This is a genomic window from Klebsiella sp. ZJOU C1, from assembly GCF_035620215.1.
In the GTDB taxonomy this organism is placed as follows: domain Bacteria; phylum Pseudomonadota; class Gammaproteobacteria; order Enterobacterales; family Enterobacteriaceae; genus Klebsiella; species Klebsiella variicola.
Window position 1 is genome coordinate 1520318 of the sequence record NZ_CP141644.1, and the last position, 16682, is coordinate 1536999.

Consider the following 16682-nt stretch of genomic DNA (forward strand, 5'->3'; position numbering starts at 1 on the left):
CTTGTGGGCCTGATTTTTTTCGCAAGGATAGCGATGAAAATACAACGGAAGTCCCTGTTTTTATTCTGGGCGTGGATGGATCTCTTTTTCGTCCTGCAATTCTTATGGTGGAATATTGCCCACCGCCGCCTCCCTTTTTACGACGACCTGCTGGCTTATCTCCAGCTGCTGCATACTTACGGCTCTGGGGCGGTCTGGCTGTATCCGCTGAATGTTCTGCTGATTATCAGCATCCCGCTATCGATGATCCTCTTTTTCCGTCAGAGCCGCTATGCGCTGTGGCTGGCCTGGGGGCAGGCGCCGCTCAGGCTGGTGTTTATGCAGCCTTCGCTGTCGCTGGGTCTGTGGCTGATTCAGGCTGCCGGCGTCAGGCATGTAGCGATCCTGGCCGGTTTTCTGCTGCTCTCTGAAGGGCTGAAAATCGCCAGCCTCTGGTACTGCAGAGGCAGAGCTCAGGGCATAAAGCGATAGCCAATGCCGGTTTCGGTCAGCAAATGCTGCGGCCGTGCCGGATCGGCCTCCAGCTTTTGTCGCAAATGACCCATATAGATCCGCAGATAGTGGCTGTGCTCCACGGCGTTAGGCCCCCACACCTGATTCAGCAACTGGCGCTGGGTAAGCACTTTGCCGGGATTATTCAACAGCGCCGCCAGCAGACGAAACTCGATGGGCGTCAGGTGGATCTCTTCGCTGCCGCGCAGGATGCGGCGGGCGGGGATATTGACCTCCAGGTCGGCGAAGCGCACCACTGGCTCATCGTCCTGCGCCGCGCCGTGGCGACGCAGCGCGACGCGCAGGCGGGCCTGCAGCTCGCCGATGCCAAAGGGTTTACTTAAGTAGTCATCGGCGCCGGCATCCAGGGCGGCAATTTTGTCATGCTCTTCGCTACGCGCTGACAGGACGATAATCGGCATCTGGCTCCACTGACGCAGGTCGCGAATAAAATCAATGCCGTCACCATCCGGCAGGCCCAGATCGAGGATCGCGAGGTCGGGCTTACGGGTAGCGGCTTCAATCAGCCCACGCTGCAGGGTTTCCGCTTCAAATACGCGCATGCCGTCGGCTTCCAGCGCGGTGCGCAGAAAGCGTCGGATAGCGTGTTCGTCTTCGATAATCAGAACGTTAATCACAATTCCTCAGGTAGCTCTTCCAGTTCAGGGGGCGTTTCTCCCGGCAGTGTAACACGGAATGAGGCACCGCCCTCGGGCCGGTTGCTGGCGGAGATGGTCCCGCCGTGAACGTCGACGATGGCCTGACAGATGGCAAGGCCCAGCCCGACGCCAGGGATCGCCGACTCTTTGTTGCCGCGGGCGAATTTATCAAAGATAGCCTGTTCCTGGCCTGCCGGGATCCCCGGACCGTTATCCCATACCTCCAGCGACAGCTGCCGGGCGTCCGCCTCGGCGCGGATGCCGATGTTCGCCCGGGCGCCGGCATACTTATGGGCATTTTCCAGCAGGTTGATCAGCACCCGCTCGAACAGCGGCCCGTCGACATGCACCAGCTGGAGGGGATCGGGGAGATCCAACTGAATGTGCTGGCCGCCGAGGCTCGGTTCGAGCATGCGCAGCGCGCTGCCGACCACTTCCTCCAGCGTCAGCCACTCCTTATGCAGATTAAAGCCGCCGGACTGGATCCGCGCCATATCCAGCAGGTTGTTCACCAGCCGGGTGGTGTTGAGTACATGCTGGCGAATTTCGTTGGCCTGCGGAGCATGCTTTGAACCTTCGCTGGCCAGATCGAGGGTCAGAATTTCCGCCTGGCCAAACAGCACGGTCAGCGGAGTACGCAGATCGTGCGACAGGGCGGCGAGCAGCGAGTTACGCAGGCTTTCCCGCTCGCTGGTCAGCCGGGCCTGCTCTTCGCTGGCGGTCAGGGTGAGGCGCTCCAGGGCGCTGGCCACCAGCAGGGTAAAGGTCTCCAGCAACCGCTGCTGCTCCGGGATCATCAGCTGGCGCAGATTCTCCGGCTCCACCACCAATAGCCCCCAGGTGCGGGCGGCGCTCTTCAGCGGTAAAATTTGGTACGGCACGCCGGGCAGGGTATCGGTGCCGGCGCCGGCAGGCTGCCCCTTATCAAAGCTCCAGCGGGCGATGGCGTCATCCCATGGGGTCAGCCCTGGCTGGTGGGTTAAGGGCAGCAGTTTTCCCTGGGCGTCCGGCAGCAGCAACTGGCTGCGGGCCTGAAAGGTGGAGGCGATGAAGCGCTCGCTGGTGGTGGCGATATCCTGCTGGCTACGACCCACCGCCAGTGCTTTAGACATCTCATACAGGTGGCGGGTACGGCGTTCACGGTAGCGCGCCACCCGCGCCTGGTAGCGTACGCCAGCGGTGAGGTTACCGATAAGCAGGCCCACAGTGAGCATCACGCCGAAGGTGAGCAGATACTGGACATCTGACACCGCCAGCGTCCCGCGCGGGGCGACAAAAAACAGATCGAAGCTGATAACGTTGATCACCGTCGCCAGCACCGACGGCCAGCGGCCATAGACCAGGGCGATGATCACCACCCCCAGCAGATAGAGCATCACCAGGTTGGCGGCTTCGAAGGCCATCAACCACTGCATGGCCACCAGGGTAATGATGGCGCATAGCGCCACCGCCACCGCGCAGCCCTGCAGCTGCAGGCGCCACTTTTCCAGCGCCGTACGGCTGTCGTTGGCCCGGGCAGGGAGAGGGGACGGTTTTTCATCGAGGGCGATCACCACCAGATCGAGGTCCGGCGCATGGCGAGCCAGACGGTCGGCGAAGCCGCTGCGATCCCACCAGCGGCGTTTGCGCTGGCGGCCGATGACGATTTTGCCGAGGTTATGCTCGCGGGCGTAATGGAGGACCGCTTTCTCTTCCGACGGGTCGGAGAGGGTGGCGGTTTCGGCGCCCAGCTCCTGGGCCAGACGCAGCGCGGCGAGAATAGCCCGCCGCCGGGCTTCCGGCAGGCGGTGCAGGGAAGGGGTCTCGACATACACTGCATGCCAGACGCTGCCCAGGCGGGCGGCGAGCCGGGCGGCGGCGCGCACCAGCTTTTCGCTGCCGGTGTTGTGCCCGATACAGAGCAGGATCGCATCGCGGGTGTGCCAGACTTTCTCCTGGCCCTGGCGGTCGCGCCAGGCGCGCATCTGTTCATCGACGCGGTCGGCGGTGCGGCGCAGAGCCAGCTCGCGCAGCGCAATCAGGTTTCCCTTGCGGAAAAAGTTTTCGATGGCGCGCTCGGCCTGGCCGCCGATATAGACTTTGCCCTCATTGAGCCGCTGGCGCAGATCGTCAGGGGGGAGGTCCACCAGCACCACGTCGTCCGCGGCGTCAAAGAAGGGGTCGGGAACGGTCTCCCGCACCTGCACGCCGGTGATCCCGCTGACGACGTCGTTCAGGCTTTCCAGATGCTGGACGTTGACGGTGGTAAAGACATCAATTCCGGCCTCCAGCAGTTCATCCACATCCTGCCAGCGCTTCGGATGGCGGGAGCCGGGCGCATTGCTGTGCGCCAGCTCATCCACCAGAATCAGCGCCGGACGGCGGGCGAGGGCGGCGTCGAGATCGAACTCATACACGTACCGCCCGCGATGAGCGAGCCGCCGCGGCGGCAGGGTGCTCAGGCCCTCCAGCATCGCAGCGGTCTCTTTTCGGCCGTGGGTCTCCGCCACGCCAATCAGAATATCCAGCCCCTGGGCGCGCAGCCGCTGCGCTTCCGCCAGCATCGCCCAGGTTTTCCCCACCCCGGCGCAGGCGCCGAAGAACACTTTCAGTTTGCCGCGATGCGGGGCGGCGGTGTGCTGCAGCAGGCGGTCAGGGTCCGGGCGCAGCGGCTCGTCACTCATTTACTTATCCTTCAGGGCATCCAGCGCCATATTGAGTTGCAGTATATTGACCACCGGCTGACCAAGGAAGCTCAGCAGCGGGGTTTGTGTGGCCTGGTTCACCAGCTGGCTTACCTGCTCAACGCTCAGCTGGCGCGCTTTAGCCACCCGGGGGACCTGCCACAGCGCGGCGGCCGGGGTCAGGTTGTTATCGAGACCGCTCGCCGAGGTGGTGACCAGCTCGACCGGCACCCGCGGGTCGGCGTCCGGGTTCGCGGCGCGCAGGGCCTGTACGCGCTCGCTCACCGCTTTATCCAGCGCCGGGTTGCTGGCGGCAAGGTTGCTGCCGCCTGACGCCATGGGATTATCCGCCGTCTCAGCGGTGGCCGACGGGCGGCCCTGGAAATAGCCTGCGGCAGTATAGTTCTGGCCAATCAGTCCGGAGCCGCGCACCTCACCGTTCAGGCGGATCAGCGAGCCGTTGGCCTGTGAGTTAAACCACCATTGTCCCAGGCTGGTGGTCAGCAGAGGATAGACGCCGCCGGTAAGCAGCGTTAACAGAATAAATAGCACAAGTGCTGGACGAATCAATGACATAGTTTTTTCCTCACACCAGACCGCTCAGGGTCAGCAGCAGGTCGATGGCTTTAATACCGATAAAGGGCACCAGCAGACCGCCGAGGCCGTAGATCCACAGGTTGCGGCGCAGCATCGCCGAGGCGGAGAGTGGGCGATAGCTCACGCCTTTCAGGGCCAGCGGGATCAGGAAGACGATGATCAGCGCGTTAAAGATAACGGCGCTGAGGATCGCTGACGACGGTGAATGCAGGCCCATCACGTTCAGCATGGCCAGCTGGGGATAGACCGCGGCAAATGCCGCCGGAATAATGGCGAAATATTTCGCCACGTCGTTGGCAATACTGAAGGTAGTCAGTGAGCCGCGCGTCATTAACATCTGTTTGCCGATATGGACCACCTCAATCAGCTTGGTGGGGTTGGAATCCAGGTCGACCATGTTGCCTGCTTCCTTCGCCGCCTGGGTGCCGGAGTTCATGGCCACCGCCACGTCGGCCTGAGCCAGCGCGGGCGCATCGTTGGTGCCGTCGCCGGTCATCGCCACCAGCCGACCTTCCGACTGATACTGGCGGATCAACGCCAGCTTGGCTTCCGGCGTCGCTTCGGCGAGGAAATCATCGACCCCGGCCTCGGCGGCGATCGCCGCGGCGGTCAGGCGGTTATCGCCGGTGATCATCACCGTTTTAATGCCCATTTTGCGCAGCTGGGCGAAACGTTCTTTGATACCGCCTTTAACGATATCTTTGAGCGAAATAATCCCCAGCACCTTTTCCCCTTCGGCGACCACCAGCGGCGTGGCCCCCTGGCGGGCGACCTCTTCCACCTGCTTATCGACATCGGCAGGGAAGTGGCCTCCATTGGCCTCCACGTGGCGGCGAATGGCGTCCACCGACCCTTTGCGGATCATGCGTTGATCGATATTGATGCCGCTCATCCGCGTTTGCGCGGTAAAAGGGACAAAGGTGGCGTGCAGCGACTGCAGATCGCGTTCGCGCAGGTTAAAGCGCTGTTTCGCCAGCACCACGATGCTGCGCCCCTCAGGGGTTTCATCCGCCAGCGAGGAGAGCTGGGCGGCGTCGGCGAGGGTTCGCTCTTCCACGCCGCGCGCCGGCAGGAAGGCGGAAGCCTGACGGTTGCCGAGGGTAATGGTCCCGGTTTTATCCAGCAGCAGGACATCGACGTCGCCAGCGGCCTCCACCGCGCGGCCACTGGTGGCGATGACGTTGGCGCCGAGCATACGACTCATCCCGGCGACGCCGATGGCCGACAGCAGCCCGCCGATGGTGGTCGGGATCAGGCACACCAGCAGGGCGACCAGCACGGTAACGCTGACCGCATTGCCGCTCCACGCCGAGAAGGGCCAGATGGTGGCGGTGGCCAGCAGGAACACCAGCGTCAGGGCGATCAGCAGGATCGTCAGGGCGATCTCGTTCGGCGTTTTACGGCGCTGGGCGCCTTCCACCATGGCGATCATCCGGTCGAGGAAGGTTTCTCCCGGGTTCACGCTGCAGCGGATCACCAGCCAGTCGGAGAGAATGCGTGTCCCGCCGGTCACCGAGGCAAAATCGCCACCGGATTCACGGATCACCGGGGCAGACTCGCCGGTAATGGCGCTTTCGTCCACCGAGGCGCCGCCTTCGATGACTTCGCCATCGCAGGGGATAATATCCCCGGCTTCCACCAGCACCACGTCGCCTTTGCGCAGGTCTTCCGCCGGCACGTGGTCGACCGTCGCGTCATGCTGCGGGGCGCGCAGTTTGCGGGCGAAGGCCGTTTTTTTCACCCCTTTCAGGCTGTTGGCCTGGGCTTTGCTGCGGCCTTCCGCCATCGCTTCGGCAAAGTTAGCGAACAGCACGGTAAACCACAGCCAGATGCTGACGGCGGCGGTAAATGTGGCGCTACCGGTCAGGGCGCCGCCAGCCATGGCGATCGCCAGCAGGGTGGTTAACAGACTGCCCACCCAGACGATAAACATCACCGGATTGCGCCATTGCACCATCGGGCTGAGTTTTTTCACGGCATCCAGCAGCGCTTGGCGCATCAGCGTCGGCTCCAGCAGGGCTAATTGTTTGCGACTCATAACAGGGTGCTCCGCATCGCTCAAAGTAAGGAAAAGTGTTCAGCCAGCGGGCCAAGCGCCAGCGCAGGAATAAAGGTCAGGGCGCCCACCAGCAGCACGGTGCCGATCAGTAAACCGATAAACAGGGCGTCGTGGGTGGCCAGGGTGCCGGGGCTGGCCGGTTGAATTTTCTTCGCCACCAGCGAGCCGGCGATGGCCATCACCGGAATGATGACGGCGAAGCGGCCGACCAGCATGCAGAACGCCAGCAGCAGGTTCCAGAACGGCGTCGCCGCACCCAGGCCAGCGAAGGCGCTGCCGTTGTTATTGGCCGCCGAGGTGACGGCGTACAGCACTTCGCTAAAGCCGTGCGGTCCAGGGTTGAACATCCCGGCGCGGCCGGCGTCGGTCATCATCGCCAGCGCCGTGCCAAGCAGCACCAGCGTCGGGGTGACCAGAATGGCGAGGGCGATCATTTTCATTTCCCGGACATCGATTTTCTTCCCGAGATACTCCGGAGTGCGGCCGACCATCAGCCCGGCGATAAATACCGCCAGCATAACGAACAGCAGCATGCCGTACAGGCCCGAACCGACGCCGCCGAACACCACTTCGCCAATCTGCATCAGCCACATCGGCACCATGCCGCCCAGCGCGGTGAAGGAGTCATGCATGGCATTGACCGCGCCGCAGGAGGCGGCAGTGGTGATCACCGCGAACAGACTGCTGGCGAGAATACCGAAGCGACTCTCTTTACCTTCCATATTCAGGCTACTGTCAGCGCCCAGCGTCAGCAGGTGGGGGTTGCCGCGAGTTTCCGCCCACATCACCACGGCGACGCAGAGGATAAAGATCAGCGTCATTGCCCACAGGATGGCGCGCCCCTGGCGGCGATCGCTCACTACCTCGCCGAAGGCGAAGCACAGTGCTGCCGGGATCAGGAAGATTGCCAGCATCTGCACGAGATTGGTCAGCGCGGTCGGGTTTTCAAACGGGTGAGCGGAGTTGGCGTTAAAGAAACCGCCGCCGTTGGTGCCCAGCAGCTTAATCGCTTCCTGCGAGGCGACAGGCCCCATCGGCAACAGCTGGTGCGCCCCTTCTAGGGTGGTAAAGGGCTGGTAGGCCAGCAGATTCTGCGGCACACCCTGCTGAATAAAGAACAGGGCCACCAGCAGGGAGAGCGGCAGCAGCAGCCACAGGGTAATGCGCGTCAGGTCGACCCAGGCATTGCCAAGGGCGGACATTTTCTGCCGGGCGAAGGCGCGGGTCAGGGCGAATACCACGGCGATCCCGGTGGCGGCAGAGAGGAAATTCTGCACCGTCAGGCCGACCATCTGGCTGAGATAGCTCATGGTGCTTTCGCCGGCGTAAGCCTGCCAGTTGGTATTGCTGACAAAGCTGACCGCCGTGTTGAGCGCCAGATCCCATGACAATCCCGGTAGATGCTGCGGGTTAAACGGCAACACGCCCTGGAGCATCAGCAGGGCAAACAGGGCCAGGCCGCCGAGGGCGTTAAACAGCAGGATCGCCAGCAAATACTGCAGCCAGCCCATCTCCTCGGCGCGGATCCCGGCCACGCGCCACAGGACGCGCTCGACGCCGGCCAGGCCGGGAAGCGGGATATCGTTCACCATCCTCGCCAGACACGTCCCCAGCGGGCGCGCCAGCACCAGCAACACCAGCAGGTAGCTGGCTAATAATAAAAATCCCTGGGCAGCCATCAGAATGCCTCCGCGTGTATCAAGGCATAAACCAGATAAGCCAGTAACAGGAACACCAGCCCAACGCCAGTGAGTACGCCTGCAGTCACAATCCACCTCCGGGTGTCTTTTTTGATTTACCGGGAGAATAGAAATTACGGCGCAAAGATTTCGCAAAAATCGGCGGGCGCGGTGTAAAAAAAGTATAAAAATGACAAAGGCACAATTTAACTGATGGTTAGTATTAATTTAACTTTTTTGTAACTAATTTACGTGGTAAATGTAAATTAAGTATAAATACGTGCTTTTTAGTGGTCGGATGAGTAGTGAAATTACAACCAGAGCGGTATTATTTTGCTCAGACAAACATGATTAATTTTACCGGCGCTGCTTGCCGGCCTGACAAAGGGGAGAGAAATGATGGCGTTGTACAAAGCTTATCCTGCTCATATTATTTTACTGCGTCGTGCTTTCGCCGTCGTGGCTGGCGTCGCGGCGCTGCCGGTGATGCTGTTCTGGAAAGATCGCGCCCGCTATTACAGCTGGCTGCACCGGGTGTGGTCGAAAACCAGCGAGCAGCCGGTGTGGATGGCGCAGGCGGAAAAAGCCGCTCACGATTTCTATTAATCCGTCCTGCTGCGACGAAGACAAGAAAACCGCCGGTTGCCCCCGGCGGTTTTTTTTCGTCGCTTGTCTACACTCGTTTTCATGCACCGCAGTGGAATTGGCAGGTGCTTATTTTGCCGGAGCGCGCTATTTTTTCCGGCTTATATCATGAGATGAGTTTTGCTGACGGATATCGAGGAGTTATATGGCCACCCATCTGGTCTGGTTACGCACGGATTTACGCATTCACGATAACCTGGCGCTGGCCGCCGCCTGCCGGGATCCGCAGGCGCAGGTGCTGGCGCTGTATATCGCCACCCCGGGGCAGTGGCGTGAGCATCACCTGGCGCCGCGGCAGGCCGCGTTTATCGTCAGCCATTTGCACAGTCTGCACACCGCGCTGGCGGAACGGGGCATACCGCTGTGGGTCGAAGAGGCGGATGATTTTACCGCCAGCGTCGAACGGCTGGCCCATTTCTGCCAGCAGCACCAGGTCAGTCACCTGTTCTACAACTATCAGTACGAATTCAATGAACGTCAGCGCGATGCCGCCGTTGAGAACATCTTGCGCGATGTCATTTGCCAGGGCTTTGACGACAGCGTCCTGTTGCCGCCCGGCAGCGTCATGACCGGCAGCGGCGAAATGTATAAAGTTTTCACGCCGTTTAAGAATGCGTTTATTCGCCGTCTGCGGGACGGGCTCCCGGCGTGCGTGGCGGCGCCGAAGCCGCGCCAGGCGCCTGCCCGCCAGGCGCCGCCGCTGCCTGAGCTCAACTACCCGCAAACGCCGTTCGATGGGCTGCTGTTTGCCGCGGATGAAAAAACGGCGCTAGCGCGGCTGCGCGCGTTTTGTCAGCAACCGGCGGCGGAGTATGAGGGGCAGCGTGACTTCCCCGCCGTGGAAGGGACCAGTCGCCTGTCGCCCTGCCTGGCCACCGGGGTGTTGTCACCGCGCCAGTGCCTGCATCGTCTGCTGACGGAACACCCCGCCGCGCTGGACGGCGGGGCAGGCGCCACCTGGCTTAATGAGCTGATCTGGCGCGAGTTTTACCGCCATCTGATGGTCTACTATCCGAAACTCTGTAAAGGACGCCCGTTTATCGCATGGACCGATAAGGTCGCCTGGCGTGAAGATGAGGCCGCCCTGCAGGCCTGGCAGCGCGGGGAGACCGGCTTTCCGATAGTCGATGCCGCGATGCGCCAGCTTAACGCCACCGGCTGGATGCATAACCGGTTGCGCATGATTGTCGCCAGCTTCCTGACGAAAGATCTGCGCCTCGACTGGCGGGCAGGGGAGCGCTACTTCATGAGTCAACTGATTGATGGCGACCTGGCGGCGAACAACGGCGGCTGGCAGTGGGCGGCCTCGACAGGCACCGACGCCGCGCCCTATTTCCGCATATTTAACCCCACCACCCAGGGCGAGAAGTTTGATAAGCAGGGGGTGTTTATGCGTCGCTGGCTGCCTGAGCTGGCAAAGGTGCCGGAGAAGGCGCTGCATCAGCCGTGGGCGTGGGCGGATAAACAGGGGATCAAACTGGATTATCCGCGCCCGATAGTCGATCACAAACAGGCGCGGCAGGAGACGCTGGCGGCCTGGGAGGCCGCCAGAAAAGGAATTACTCCACCGCCAGACGGCGGGTCCTGACCTTCAGCGAGTGATACAGCCAGATGACCAGCACCACGCCGACACAGGCCAGCGCGCCCCAGGTGATCTGGCTGAAGACCTTGATGTAGGCGTCAATGGAGTAGTTCACTGCCCCGGCGGCGTCGAAGGACGCCTGCGAGGTCTGGTCGGCGATGACGCCGGCCAGATAGTTGGCGATGGCCCCGGAGAGCAGCATATAGATACCGGTCAGCACCCCGGTGACCCCCGGGATCTCAATGCGGGTGATTTGCGACATGGCGACCGGGTCGATAAACAGTTCGGCAAAACCCATCACCGCCAGCCCCAGCACCATCAGCGGCATGGACGACTGGCCATAGGCCGCGGACCAGCGGGCGCTGAGGGTCAGGATGCAGAACCCGGCGCTCATCAGGCCCAGACCGAGGGCAAATTTCCCCCAGATGCGCACGGTGCGATTGCCACCGACGCTCTCTTTCACCAGCCACGCCAGCACCATCCCGCAGAGCATCACCGCGAAGGCGTTGACCGACTGGAACATGGCGGTAGGGACTTCGTAGTTCATGATATGGCGATTAACGAAGCGGTCAATATACAGGCTGATGGAGCTCCCGCCCTGCTGGGCGAAGGCCCAGAACAGCAGGCTAAACGCGGTGAGGACGACGATCAGGCGCAGATCCTTACGCTGTTTATCGGTTTCAGCGCGCAGGTAGATCCGCGCCAGCACCGCCAGGCCGATAACGGTGGCCACGATCAGGGCATACACCGACCACTCCTGCCAGAACAGCACGGCGATCAGCAGCGGGGCGGTAACCAGCAGCACCAGCAGCCAGCCCCAGTTCGGCAGCAGGAAGCGGCGCGCGCACAGCGCCTGGCGGTTGACGCCGGCAGTATGCTGGAAGTGACGGTTGCCGCAGAGAAAAATCACCAGTCCCGCCACCATGCCGATGGCCGCCAGGGCAAAGCCCATCGCCCAGCTATACTCCTCCTGTACGTAGCCGCAGGCGATCGGCGCGATAATCGAGCCGATATTGCCCGCGGCATACATCAGCGAGAAGCCGCCGTCGCGACGCGGATCGGCAGGTTCGTAGAGTTCGCCCAGCAGACAGCTGACGTTGGATTTAAACAACCCGTAGCCGCAGACGATGATCGCCAGCGACAGGTAGAGGAAGACTGGGGCGGTTTCGCTGGCTCCGAGCACCAGATGGCCAATGGCCATCAGCAGCGCGCCGAGCATGACCGCCATCCGGTTGCCTAACAGCTTATCGGCCAGATAGCCGCCGAGGATCGGCGTGACATAGACCAGCGAACAGTAGGCGCTGAACAGGGCATAGGCGTGGTTATCGTCATATTTGAGCTGATTGGTGAGATAGAGGATCAGCAGGGCGCGCATGCCGTAGAAGCTAAAATATTCCCAGATTTGCAGCGCCACGACGTAGTAAATCGCCCGCGGTTGCGATGATGTTGTCTTCATGAGAAGTGTGGTTTCCTGGCGTAAAGCGAAAGTCGATCGTTCTGCATGAATAGCGCTTTATTAGTCATATTCATGGCTTGAGGGGCTTTCTGTTTATTTAATATGCTTTATTAATGCATAAATATACACGAATGCGCGATGGGGTGGGTAGACAAAATGCGGGATTAACAAAAAAGTCATGGTCGGTGCCGGTTGTGGACTATCGACGGCCCGAATGGATCTGGTTATGTTATGCCTTTGTATACCCTGATTATCTGCTGGAGTGGCGATGAAAAATAGCGAACTGGAACAACTGATAAACGACAAGCTCAATAGTGCGGCCATCAGTGATTTCGCCCCTAACGGTCTGCAGGTGGAAGGACGTGATACGGTGCAAACGATCGTCACCGGGGTGACGGCCAGCCAGGCGCTGCTGGATGAAGCCGTTCGGCTGCAGGCGGATGCGGTGATCGTCCATCATGGCTATTTCTGGAAAAACGAGTCGCCAGTGATCCGCGGCATGAAGCGCCGCCGCCTGAAGACTCTGCTGGCCAACGATATCAATCTCTACGGCTGGCACCTGCCGCTGGATGCCCACCCGGAGCTGGGCAACAACGCGCAACTGGCGCATCTGCTGGGGATTAACGTGCTGGGTGAAATCGAACCGCTGGTGCCTTGGGGCGAACTGTCGATGCCGGTTTCCGGCCTCGAACTGGCCTCGTGGATCGAAGCGCGGCTGGGGCGCAAGCCGTTATGGTGCGGCGATACCGGGCCGGACACCGTCAGCCGCGTCGCCTGGTGTACCGGCGGCGGCCAGAGCTTTATCGACGCCGCGGCGCGCTTTGGGGTGGATGCGTTTATTACCGGCGAGGTGTCGGAACAAACTATTCACTCTGCCCGCGAACAGGGGCTGCATTTTTATGCCGCCGGCCACCACGCCACCGAGCGGGGCGGCATTCGCGCCCTCAGTGAATGGCTGACGGAAACGACCGACCTGGATGTCACCTTTATTGATATTCCTAACCCTGCCTGACGGGAGAGAGAAAAGTGCAGCGAGCGCGTTGTTATCTGTTAGGAGAAACGGCCGTCGTGCTGGAGCTGGAGCCGCCGGTCACGCTCGAGAGCCAGCAACGGATCTGGGGATTGGCCCAGCGTCTGTCTCACCATGAAGAGGTGGTTGACGCCATTCCCGGCATGAACAATATCACCGTGGTGCTCCGCCGCCCGCAGGAGATGGCGTGGGAGGCGATAGACCGTCTGCAGCGCTGGTGGGAGGAGAGTCTTGCGCTGGAGCCGGAGTCGAGGTCATTAACCATCCCGGTCGTGTACGGCGGCGAGGCCGGGCCGGATCTCGGGGTGGTGGCGCAACACAGCGGCCTGAGTGAAAAACAGGTTGTGGAGCTGCATGCCTCGGTGGAATACCTGGTCTGGTTTATTGGTTTTCAGCCGGGATTCCCCTACCTGGGCGGGCTGCCGCCGGCGCTGGCGACCCCGCGTCGCGCCGAACCGCGCGTGCGGGTCCCGGCCGGATCGGTGGGCATTGGCGGCGCGCAAACCGGCATCTATCCGCTGGCGACGCCCGGCGGCTGGCAGCTGCTGGGGCGGACCGCGTTGACGCTGTTTGACCCGGCGCGTAAGGAGCCTGCGCTGTTGCGCGTGGGCGATAAAATTCGCTTTGTGCCGCAAAAGGAGGGGGTATGTTAACCCTGATCCGCGCCGGTCTGTACACCTCGGTACAGGACGGTGGACGAGAAGGCCTGCGCCAGTCTGGCATCAGCCGCTGCGGCGCTCTGGATTATCCCTCGCTGGTGATTGCCAATCTGCTGGTTGGCAACGAGGCGAACGCCGCCGGGCTGGAGATTACCCTCGGTCAGGTGGAGATCGAATTTGCCCGCAGCGGCTGGTTCGCGCTGACCGGCGCCGCCTGCGAAGCGACGCTGGACGGCAAAGCGGTCTGGGTGGGCTGGCGCACCGCCTACCGGGCCGGGCAGCGGTTGGTGCTGAAAACGCCGCAGCATGGCATTCGTAGCTATCTGGCGGTGGCGGGCGGGGTCGCGGTCCCGGTGGTGCTTGGCTCGCGCAGCACGGATCTTAAGGCGGGGATTGGCGGTCTGGAAGGACGCCGCCTGCAGGATGGCGACCAGCTGAAGCTCGGGAAAGCCGCCCGCCGCTTTACCACCTCGCGCGGCGTCAAGCAGCTGCCGCTGGGCAACCGCATTCGCGCGCTGCCGGGCCCGGAGTATCACGAGTTTGATGCGGCCTCGCAGGCGTCGTTCTGGCGCTCCCCCTGGCAGCTCAGTCCGCAGAGCAATCGCATGGGCTACCGTCTGCAGGGGCAGCCGTTGAAACGGACCACCGATCGCGAGATGCTGTCGCACGGTCTGCTGCCGGGCGTAGTGCAGGTGCCGCATAACGGCCAGCCCATCGTCCTGATGAACGATGCGCAAACCACCGGCGGCTATCCGCGCATCGCCTGCATTATTGAGGCTGATATGTACCAGCTGGCGCAGATCCCGCTGGGGCAGCCGATCCACTTTGTCGCCTGCTCGCTGGAGGAGGCCTTAAAAGCACGGGCCGATCGCCAGCGTTATCTTGAACAACTGGCCTGGAGACTCCACGATGATGATTGATCTCAATGCCGATCTCGGGGAAGGGGGCGCGAACGATAGCGCGCTGCTCCAGCTGGTCTCGTCGGCGAATATCGCCTGCGGCTTTCATGCCGGCGACGCCGGACTGATGGTGCAGAGCGTACGCGAGGCGCTGAAGTACGGCGTGGCGGTGGGCGCCCATCCGGGATACCCCGACCGGGAAAATTTTGGCCGTACGGCGATGGATCTGCCGCCGGAAACGGTCTATGCCCAGACGCTGTATCAGATTGGCGCCCTGGCGGCGATCGTTCAGGCGCAGGGCGGCGAGCTACAGCATGTGAAGCCGCACGGCATGCTCTATAACCAGGCGGCCAAGTCGCCGCCGCTGGCGGACGCGATCGCCCGCGCGATCCGTGATGTTAACCCGAAGCTGGTGCTGGTGGGGCTGGCGGGCAGCGAACTGATCCGCGCCGGGCAGCACTATGGTCTGACGACACGCCAGGAGGTGTTTGCCGACCGCGGCTACCTGGCCGACGGTAGCCTGGTGCCGCGCAGCCAGCCCGGCGCGCTGATCGACAGCGAAGAGCAGGCTCTGGCGCAAACCCTCGAGATGGTGCAGCACCACCGGGTGCGCAGCATCAGCGGCGAGTGGGCGAACGTGGTGGCGCAGACGGTGTGTCTGCACGGCGATGGCCCGCACGCGCTGGATTTTGCCCGCCGTCTGCGGGCGGCCTTTGCCGGGCGCCATATTCTGGTCAGCGCGCAACTGGACGCTGAAGCGTGACAACCTGAATGACCGCGAAGGAGAGGATGATGGCGGGAGTATTGCTCACCGGTTTTGAACCCTTTGATGGCGAAACGGTTAACCCTTCATGGGAAGTGGTGAAGCAGCTGGACGGGACGATGATTGCCGGGCAGCCGGTGATCGCCCGCCAGCTCCCCTGTGTGTTTGGCGAGGCGCTGTCGGTGCTTTACGCAGCGATAGAAGACCTGCAGCCGAGGCTGGTCATTGCCGTGGGGCAGGCCGGCGGTCGCGTCGATATCAGCGTTGAACGTGTGGCTATCAACGTCGATGATGCGCGCATTCCCGATAACAAAGGCCAGCAGCCTGTCGACACGCCGATCGTCGACGGGGGGCCGGCGGCGTGGTTCAGTACCTTACCGATCAAAGCGATCGTCAGCGCGTTGCGCGATCGCGGGATCCCGGCTTCGGTCTCCCAAACCGCCGGCACCTTCGTCTGCAATCACGTGATGTATGGTTTGCTACATAAGCTGCAGGAGCAGGCTGGCGTCAGGGGCGGCTTTATCCATATTCCATGGCTACCGGCGCAGGCGGCGGCCCATCCCGGCGAGCCGAGTATGGCGACCGCCACCGTGCGGGAAGCGCTGGAAACGGCCATTGCCGTGGCGCTGCGCCAGTCGGTGGATAGTAAACTGGGCGGCGGCGCCACCCATTAACAGAAGGATGACAGTATGCCGGAAGGTCCGGAGATCCGCCGCGCGGCGGATAAACTGGAGGCGGCAATCAAAGGCGAACCCTTAACCGATGCCTGGTTCGCCTTTCCGCAGTTGCAACCCTATCAAAGCCTGTTGATTGGCCAGCGGGTGACCCATATCGCCACCCGCGGCAAGGCCCTGTTAACACACTTCTCCGGCGGGCTGACCCTGTACAGCCATAATCAGCTGTATGGTGTCTGGCGCGTGGTTGACGCCGGGGAACAGCCCGCCTCTAACCGGGTGCTGCGCGTCAGGCTGCAGACCGCCCGCAAGGCGATTTTGCTCTATAGCGCCTCGGACATCGAGATGCTCACGGCGGAGCAGGTTGCCCATCACCCGTTTTTACTGCGCGTGGGGCCAGATGTGCTGGATATGACGTTAACCGTGGAGGAGGTGAAAGCGCGGCTGCTGTCGGCCAAATTCCGCCATCGTCAGTTTTCCGGCCTGCTGCTGGATCAGGCTTTTCTGGCCGGGCTCGGTAACTATCTGCGGGTGGAGATCCTCTGGCAGGTGGGATTAAGCGGAAAGCGTAAAGCCGCTGAACTGAGCGATAGTCAGCTGGATGCGCTGGCGCACGCGCTGCTGGCTATTCCGCGGTTGTCGTATCACACCCGCGGCCAGGCCGATGACAACAAGCATCACGGCGCGCTGTTTCGCTTTAAGGTCTTCCATCGCGACGGGGAAAGGTGCGAGCGCTGTGGGGGTGTGATTGAGAAGACGACACTCTCCTCGCGGCCGTTTTACTGGTGTCCTGGATGCCAGCATTAAGCCCGGCAGTCAGGCAGA

16 protein-coding genes are annotated in these 16682 nt (G+C 62.0%); 9 read left to right on the forward strand and 7 right to left on the reverse strand.

Going from position 1 to position 16682, the window contains the following annotated elements; translation table 11 throughout:
* Positions 1 to 33: 33 nt before the first annotated feature.
* Entirely contained in the window at positions 34 to 471 is a 438-nt protein-coding gene (locus SPE70_RS07155; RefSeq protein WP_023339799.1) for a hypothetical protein, read from the forward strand.
* Here SPE70_RS07155 and kdpE read toward each other — a convergent pair.
* Genes kdpE through kdpF form a run of 6 tightly spaced genes read right to left on the reverse strand, consistent with a single transcriptional unit; the run spans position 453 to position 8238 of the window.
* Positions 453 to 1130: a two-component system response regulator KdpE gene (gene kdpE / locus SPE70_RS07160; protein WP_032739330.1), complete on the reverse strand. Its 678-nt coding sequence runs from the start codon at positions 1128 to 1130 to the stop codon at positions 453 to 455. The genes SPE70_RS07155 and kdpE overlap by 19 nt on opposite strands.
* Positions 1127 to 3814: a two-component system sensor histidine kinase KdpD gene (kdpD, locus tag SPE70_RS07165; RefSeq protein ID WP_012542437.1), complete on the reverse strand. Its 2688-nt coding sequence runs from the start codon at positions 3812 to 3814 to the stop codon at positions 1127 to 1129. Before kdpD ends, kdpE begins: the two co-directional genes overlap by 4 nt.
* Positions 3815 to 4390, reverse strand: a complete 576-nt coding sequence (gene kdpC / locus SPE70_RS07170) for a potassium-transporting ATPase subunit KdpC (RefSeq protein ID WP_012542436.1) — start codon at positions 4388 to 4390, stop codon at positions 3815 to 3817.
* Positions 4391 to 4400: 10 nt separating this feature from the next.
* The gene (gene kdpB, locus SPE70_RS07175; protein WP_064170653.1) at positions 4401 to 6449 is read right to left on the reverse strand and encodes a potassium-transporting ATPase subunit KdpB; all 2049 of its coding nucleotides are present in this window, start codon (positions 6447 to 6449) and stop codon (positions 4401 to 4403) included.
* A 20-nt stretch (positions 6450 to 6469) separates the two neighbouring features.
* Positions 6470 to 8149: a potassium-transporting ATPase subunit KdpA gene (kdpA, locus tag SPE70_RS07180; RefSeq protein ID WP_008805673.1), complete on the reverse strand. Its 1680-nt coding sequence runs from the start codon at positions 8147 to 8149 to the stop codon at positions 6470 to 6472.
* The gene (gene kdpF / locus SPE70_RS07185; RefSeq protein ID WP_020323459.1) at positions 8149 to 8238 is read right to left on the reverse strand and encodes a K(+)-transporting ATPase subunit F; all 90 of its coding nucleotides are present in this window, start codon (positions 8236 to 8238) and stop codon (positions 8149 to 8151) included. The genes kdpA and kdpF overlap by 1 nt, the downstream gene beginning before the upstream one ends.
* 307 nt (positions 8239 to 8545) lie before the next feature.
* On the opposite strand from kdpF, the gene SPE70_RS07190 reads away from it, so the two are divergent.
* Complete coding sequence (locus SPE70_RS07190) at positions 8546 to 8755, forward strand: DUF2517 family protein (protein ID WP_004142243.1); 210 nt, start codon at positions 8546 to 8548, stop codon at positions 8753 to 8755.
* 184 nt (positions 8756 to 8939) lie between these two features.
* Positions 8940 to 10382: a deoxyribodipyrimidine photo-lyase gene (gene phrB / locus SPE70_RS07195; RefSeq protein ID WP_049010112.1), complete on the forward strand. Its 1443-nt coding sequence runs from the start codon at positions 8940 to 8942 to the stop codon at positions 10380 to 10382.
* Here phrB and SPE70_RS07200 read toward each other — a convergent pair.
* Positions 10354 to 11832 (reverse strand): MFS transporter, encoded by a 1479-nt coding sequence (locus SPE70_RS07200; RefSeq protein WP_064170654.1) that lies wholly within the window; start codon positions 11830 to 11832, stop codon positions 10354 to 10356. The two genes, phrB and SPE70_RS07200, sit on opposite strands and share 29 nt — an antisense overlap.
* Before the next feature lie 268 nt (positions 11833 to 12100).
* On the opposite strand from SPE70_RS07200, the gene SPE70_RS07205 reads away from it, so the two are divergent.
* From SPE70_RS07205 to nei, 6 genes are read left to right on the forward strand one after another with little or no spacing between them, the layout of a single operon-like run.
* The gene (locus tag SPE70_RS07205; RefSeq protein WP_008805677.1) at positions 12101 to 12844 is read left to right on the forward strand and encodes a type 2 GTP cyclohydrolase I; all 744 of its coding nucleotides are present in this window, start codon (positions 12101 to 12103) and stop codon (positions 12842 to 12844) included.
* A gap of 14 nt (positions 12845 to 12858) precedes the next feature.
* Complete coding sequence (gene pxpB, locus SPE70_RS07210; protein WP_012542432.1) at positions 12859 to 13515, forward strand: 5-oxoprolinase subunit PxpB; 657 nt, start codon at positions 12859 to 12861, stop codon at positions 13513 to 13515.
* Entirely contained in the window at positions 13509 to 14441 is a 933-nt protein-coding gene (pxpC, locus tag SPE70_RS07215; RefSeq protein ID WP_008805679.1) for a 5-oxoprolinase subunit PxpC, read from the forward strand. Before pxpB ends, pxpC begins: the two co-directional genes overlap by 7 nt.
* The gene (pxpA, locus tag SPE70_RS07220) at positions 14431 to 15183 is read left to right on the forward strand and encodes a 5-oxoprolinase subunit PxpA (RefSeq protein ID WP_016160506.1); all 753 of its coding nucleotides are present in this window, start codon (positions 14431 to 14433) and stop codon (positions 15181 to 15183) included. Before pxpC ends, pxpA begins: the two co-directional genes overlap by 11 nt.
* 29 nt (positions 15184 to 15212) lie before the next feature.
* Positions 15213 to 15857 carry a pyroglutamyl-peptidase I gene (gene pcp, locus SPE70_RS07225; protein WP_012542429.1) on the forward strand — a complete coding sequence of 215 codons (645 nt, stop codon included), beginning with the start codon at positions 15213 to 15215 and terminating at the stop codon, positions 15855 to 15857.
* Between the two features lie 15 nt (positions 15858 to 15872).
* On the forward strand, positions 15873 to 16664 hold the full coding sequence (gene nei, locus SPE70_RS07230; protein WP_008805682.1) for an endonuclease VIII: 792 nt from the start codon (positions 15873 to 15875) through the stop codon (positions 16662 to 16664).
* The last annotated feature ends 18 nt before the right edge of the window (positions 16665 to 16682 follow it).

Coding starts and splice junctions, on each gene's coding strand:
- SPE70_RS07190 (WP_004142243.1), top strand. CDS start 8,546: ATGATGGCGTTGTACAAAGCTTATCCTGCTCATATTATTTTACTGCGT.
- nei (WP_008805682.1), top strand. CDS start 15,873: ATGCCGGAAGGTCCGGAGATCCGCCGCGCGGCGGATAAACTGGAGGCG.
- SPE70_RS07205 (WP_008805677.1), top strand. CDS start 12,101: ATGAAAAATAGCGAACTGGAACAACTGATAAACGACAAGCTCAATAGT.
- kdpA (WP_008805673.1), bottom strand. CDS start 8,149: ATGGCTGCCCAGGGATTTTTATTATTAGCCAGCTACCTGCTGGTGTTG.
- SPE70_RS07200 (WP_064170654.1), bottom strand. CDS start 11,832: ATGAAGACAACATCATCGCAACCGCGGGCGATTTACTACGTCGTGGCG.
- pcp (WP_012542429.1), top strand. CDS start 15,213: ATGGCGGGAGTATTGCTCACCGGTTTTGAACCCTTTGATGGCGAAACG.
- kdpD (WP_012542437.1), bottom strand. CDS start 3,814: ATGAGTGACGAGCCGCTGCGCCCGGACCCTGACCGCCTGCTGCAGCAC.
- kdpB (WP_064170653.1), bottom strand. CDS start 6,449: ATGAGTCGCAAACAATTAGCCCTGCTGGAGCCGACGCTGATGCGCCAA.
- phrB (WP_049010112.1), top strand. CDS start 8,940: ATGGCCACCCATCTGGTCTGGTTACGCACGGATTTACGCATTCACGAT.
- kdpC (WP_012542436.1), bottom strand. CDS start 4,390: ATGTCATTGATTCGTCCAGCACTTGTGCTATTTATTCTGTTAACGCTG.
- pxpC (WP_008805679.1), top strand. CDS start 13,509: ATGTTAACCCTGATCCGCGCCGGTCTGTACACCTCGGTACAGGACGGT.
- SPE70_RS07155 (WP_023339799.1), top strand. CDS start 34: ATGAAAATACAACGGAAGTCCCTGTTTTTATTCTGGGCGTGGATGGAT.
- pxpA (WP_016160506.1), top strand. CDS start 14,431: ATGATGATTGATCTCAATGCCGATCTCGGGGAAGGGGGCGCGAACGAT.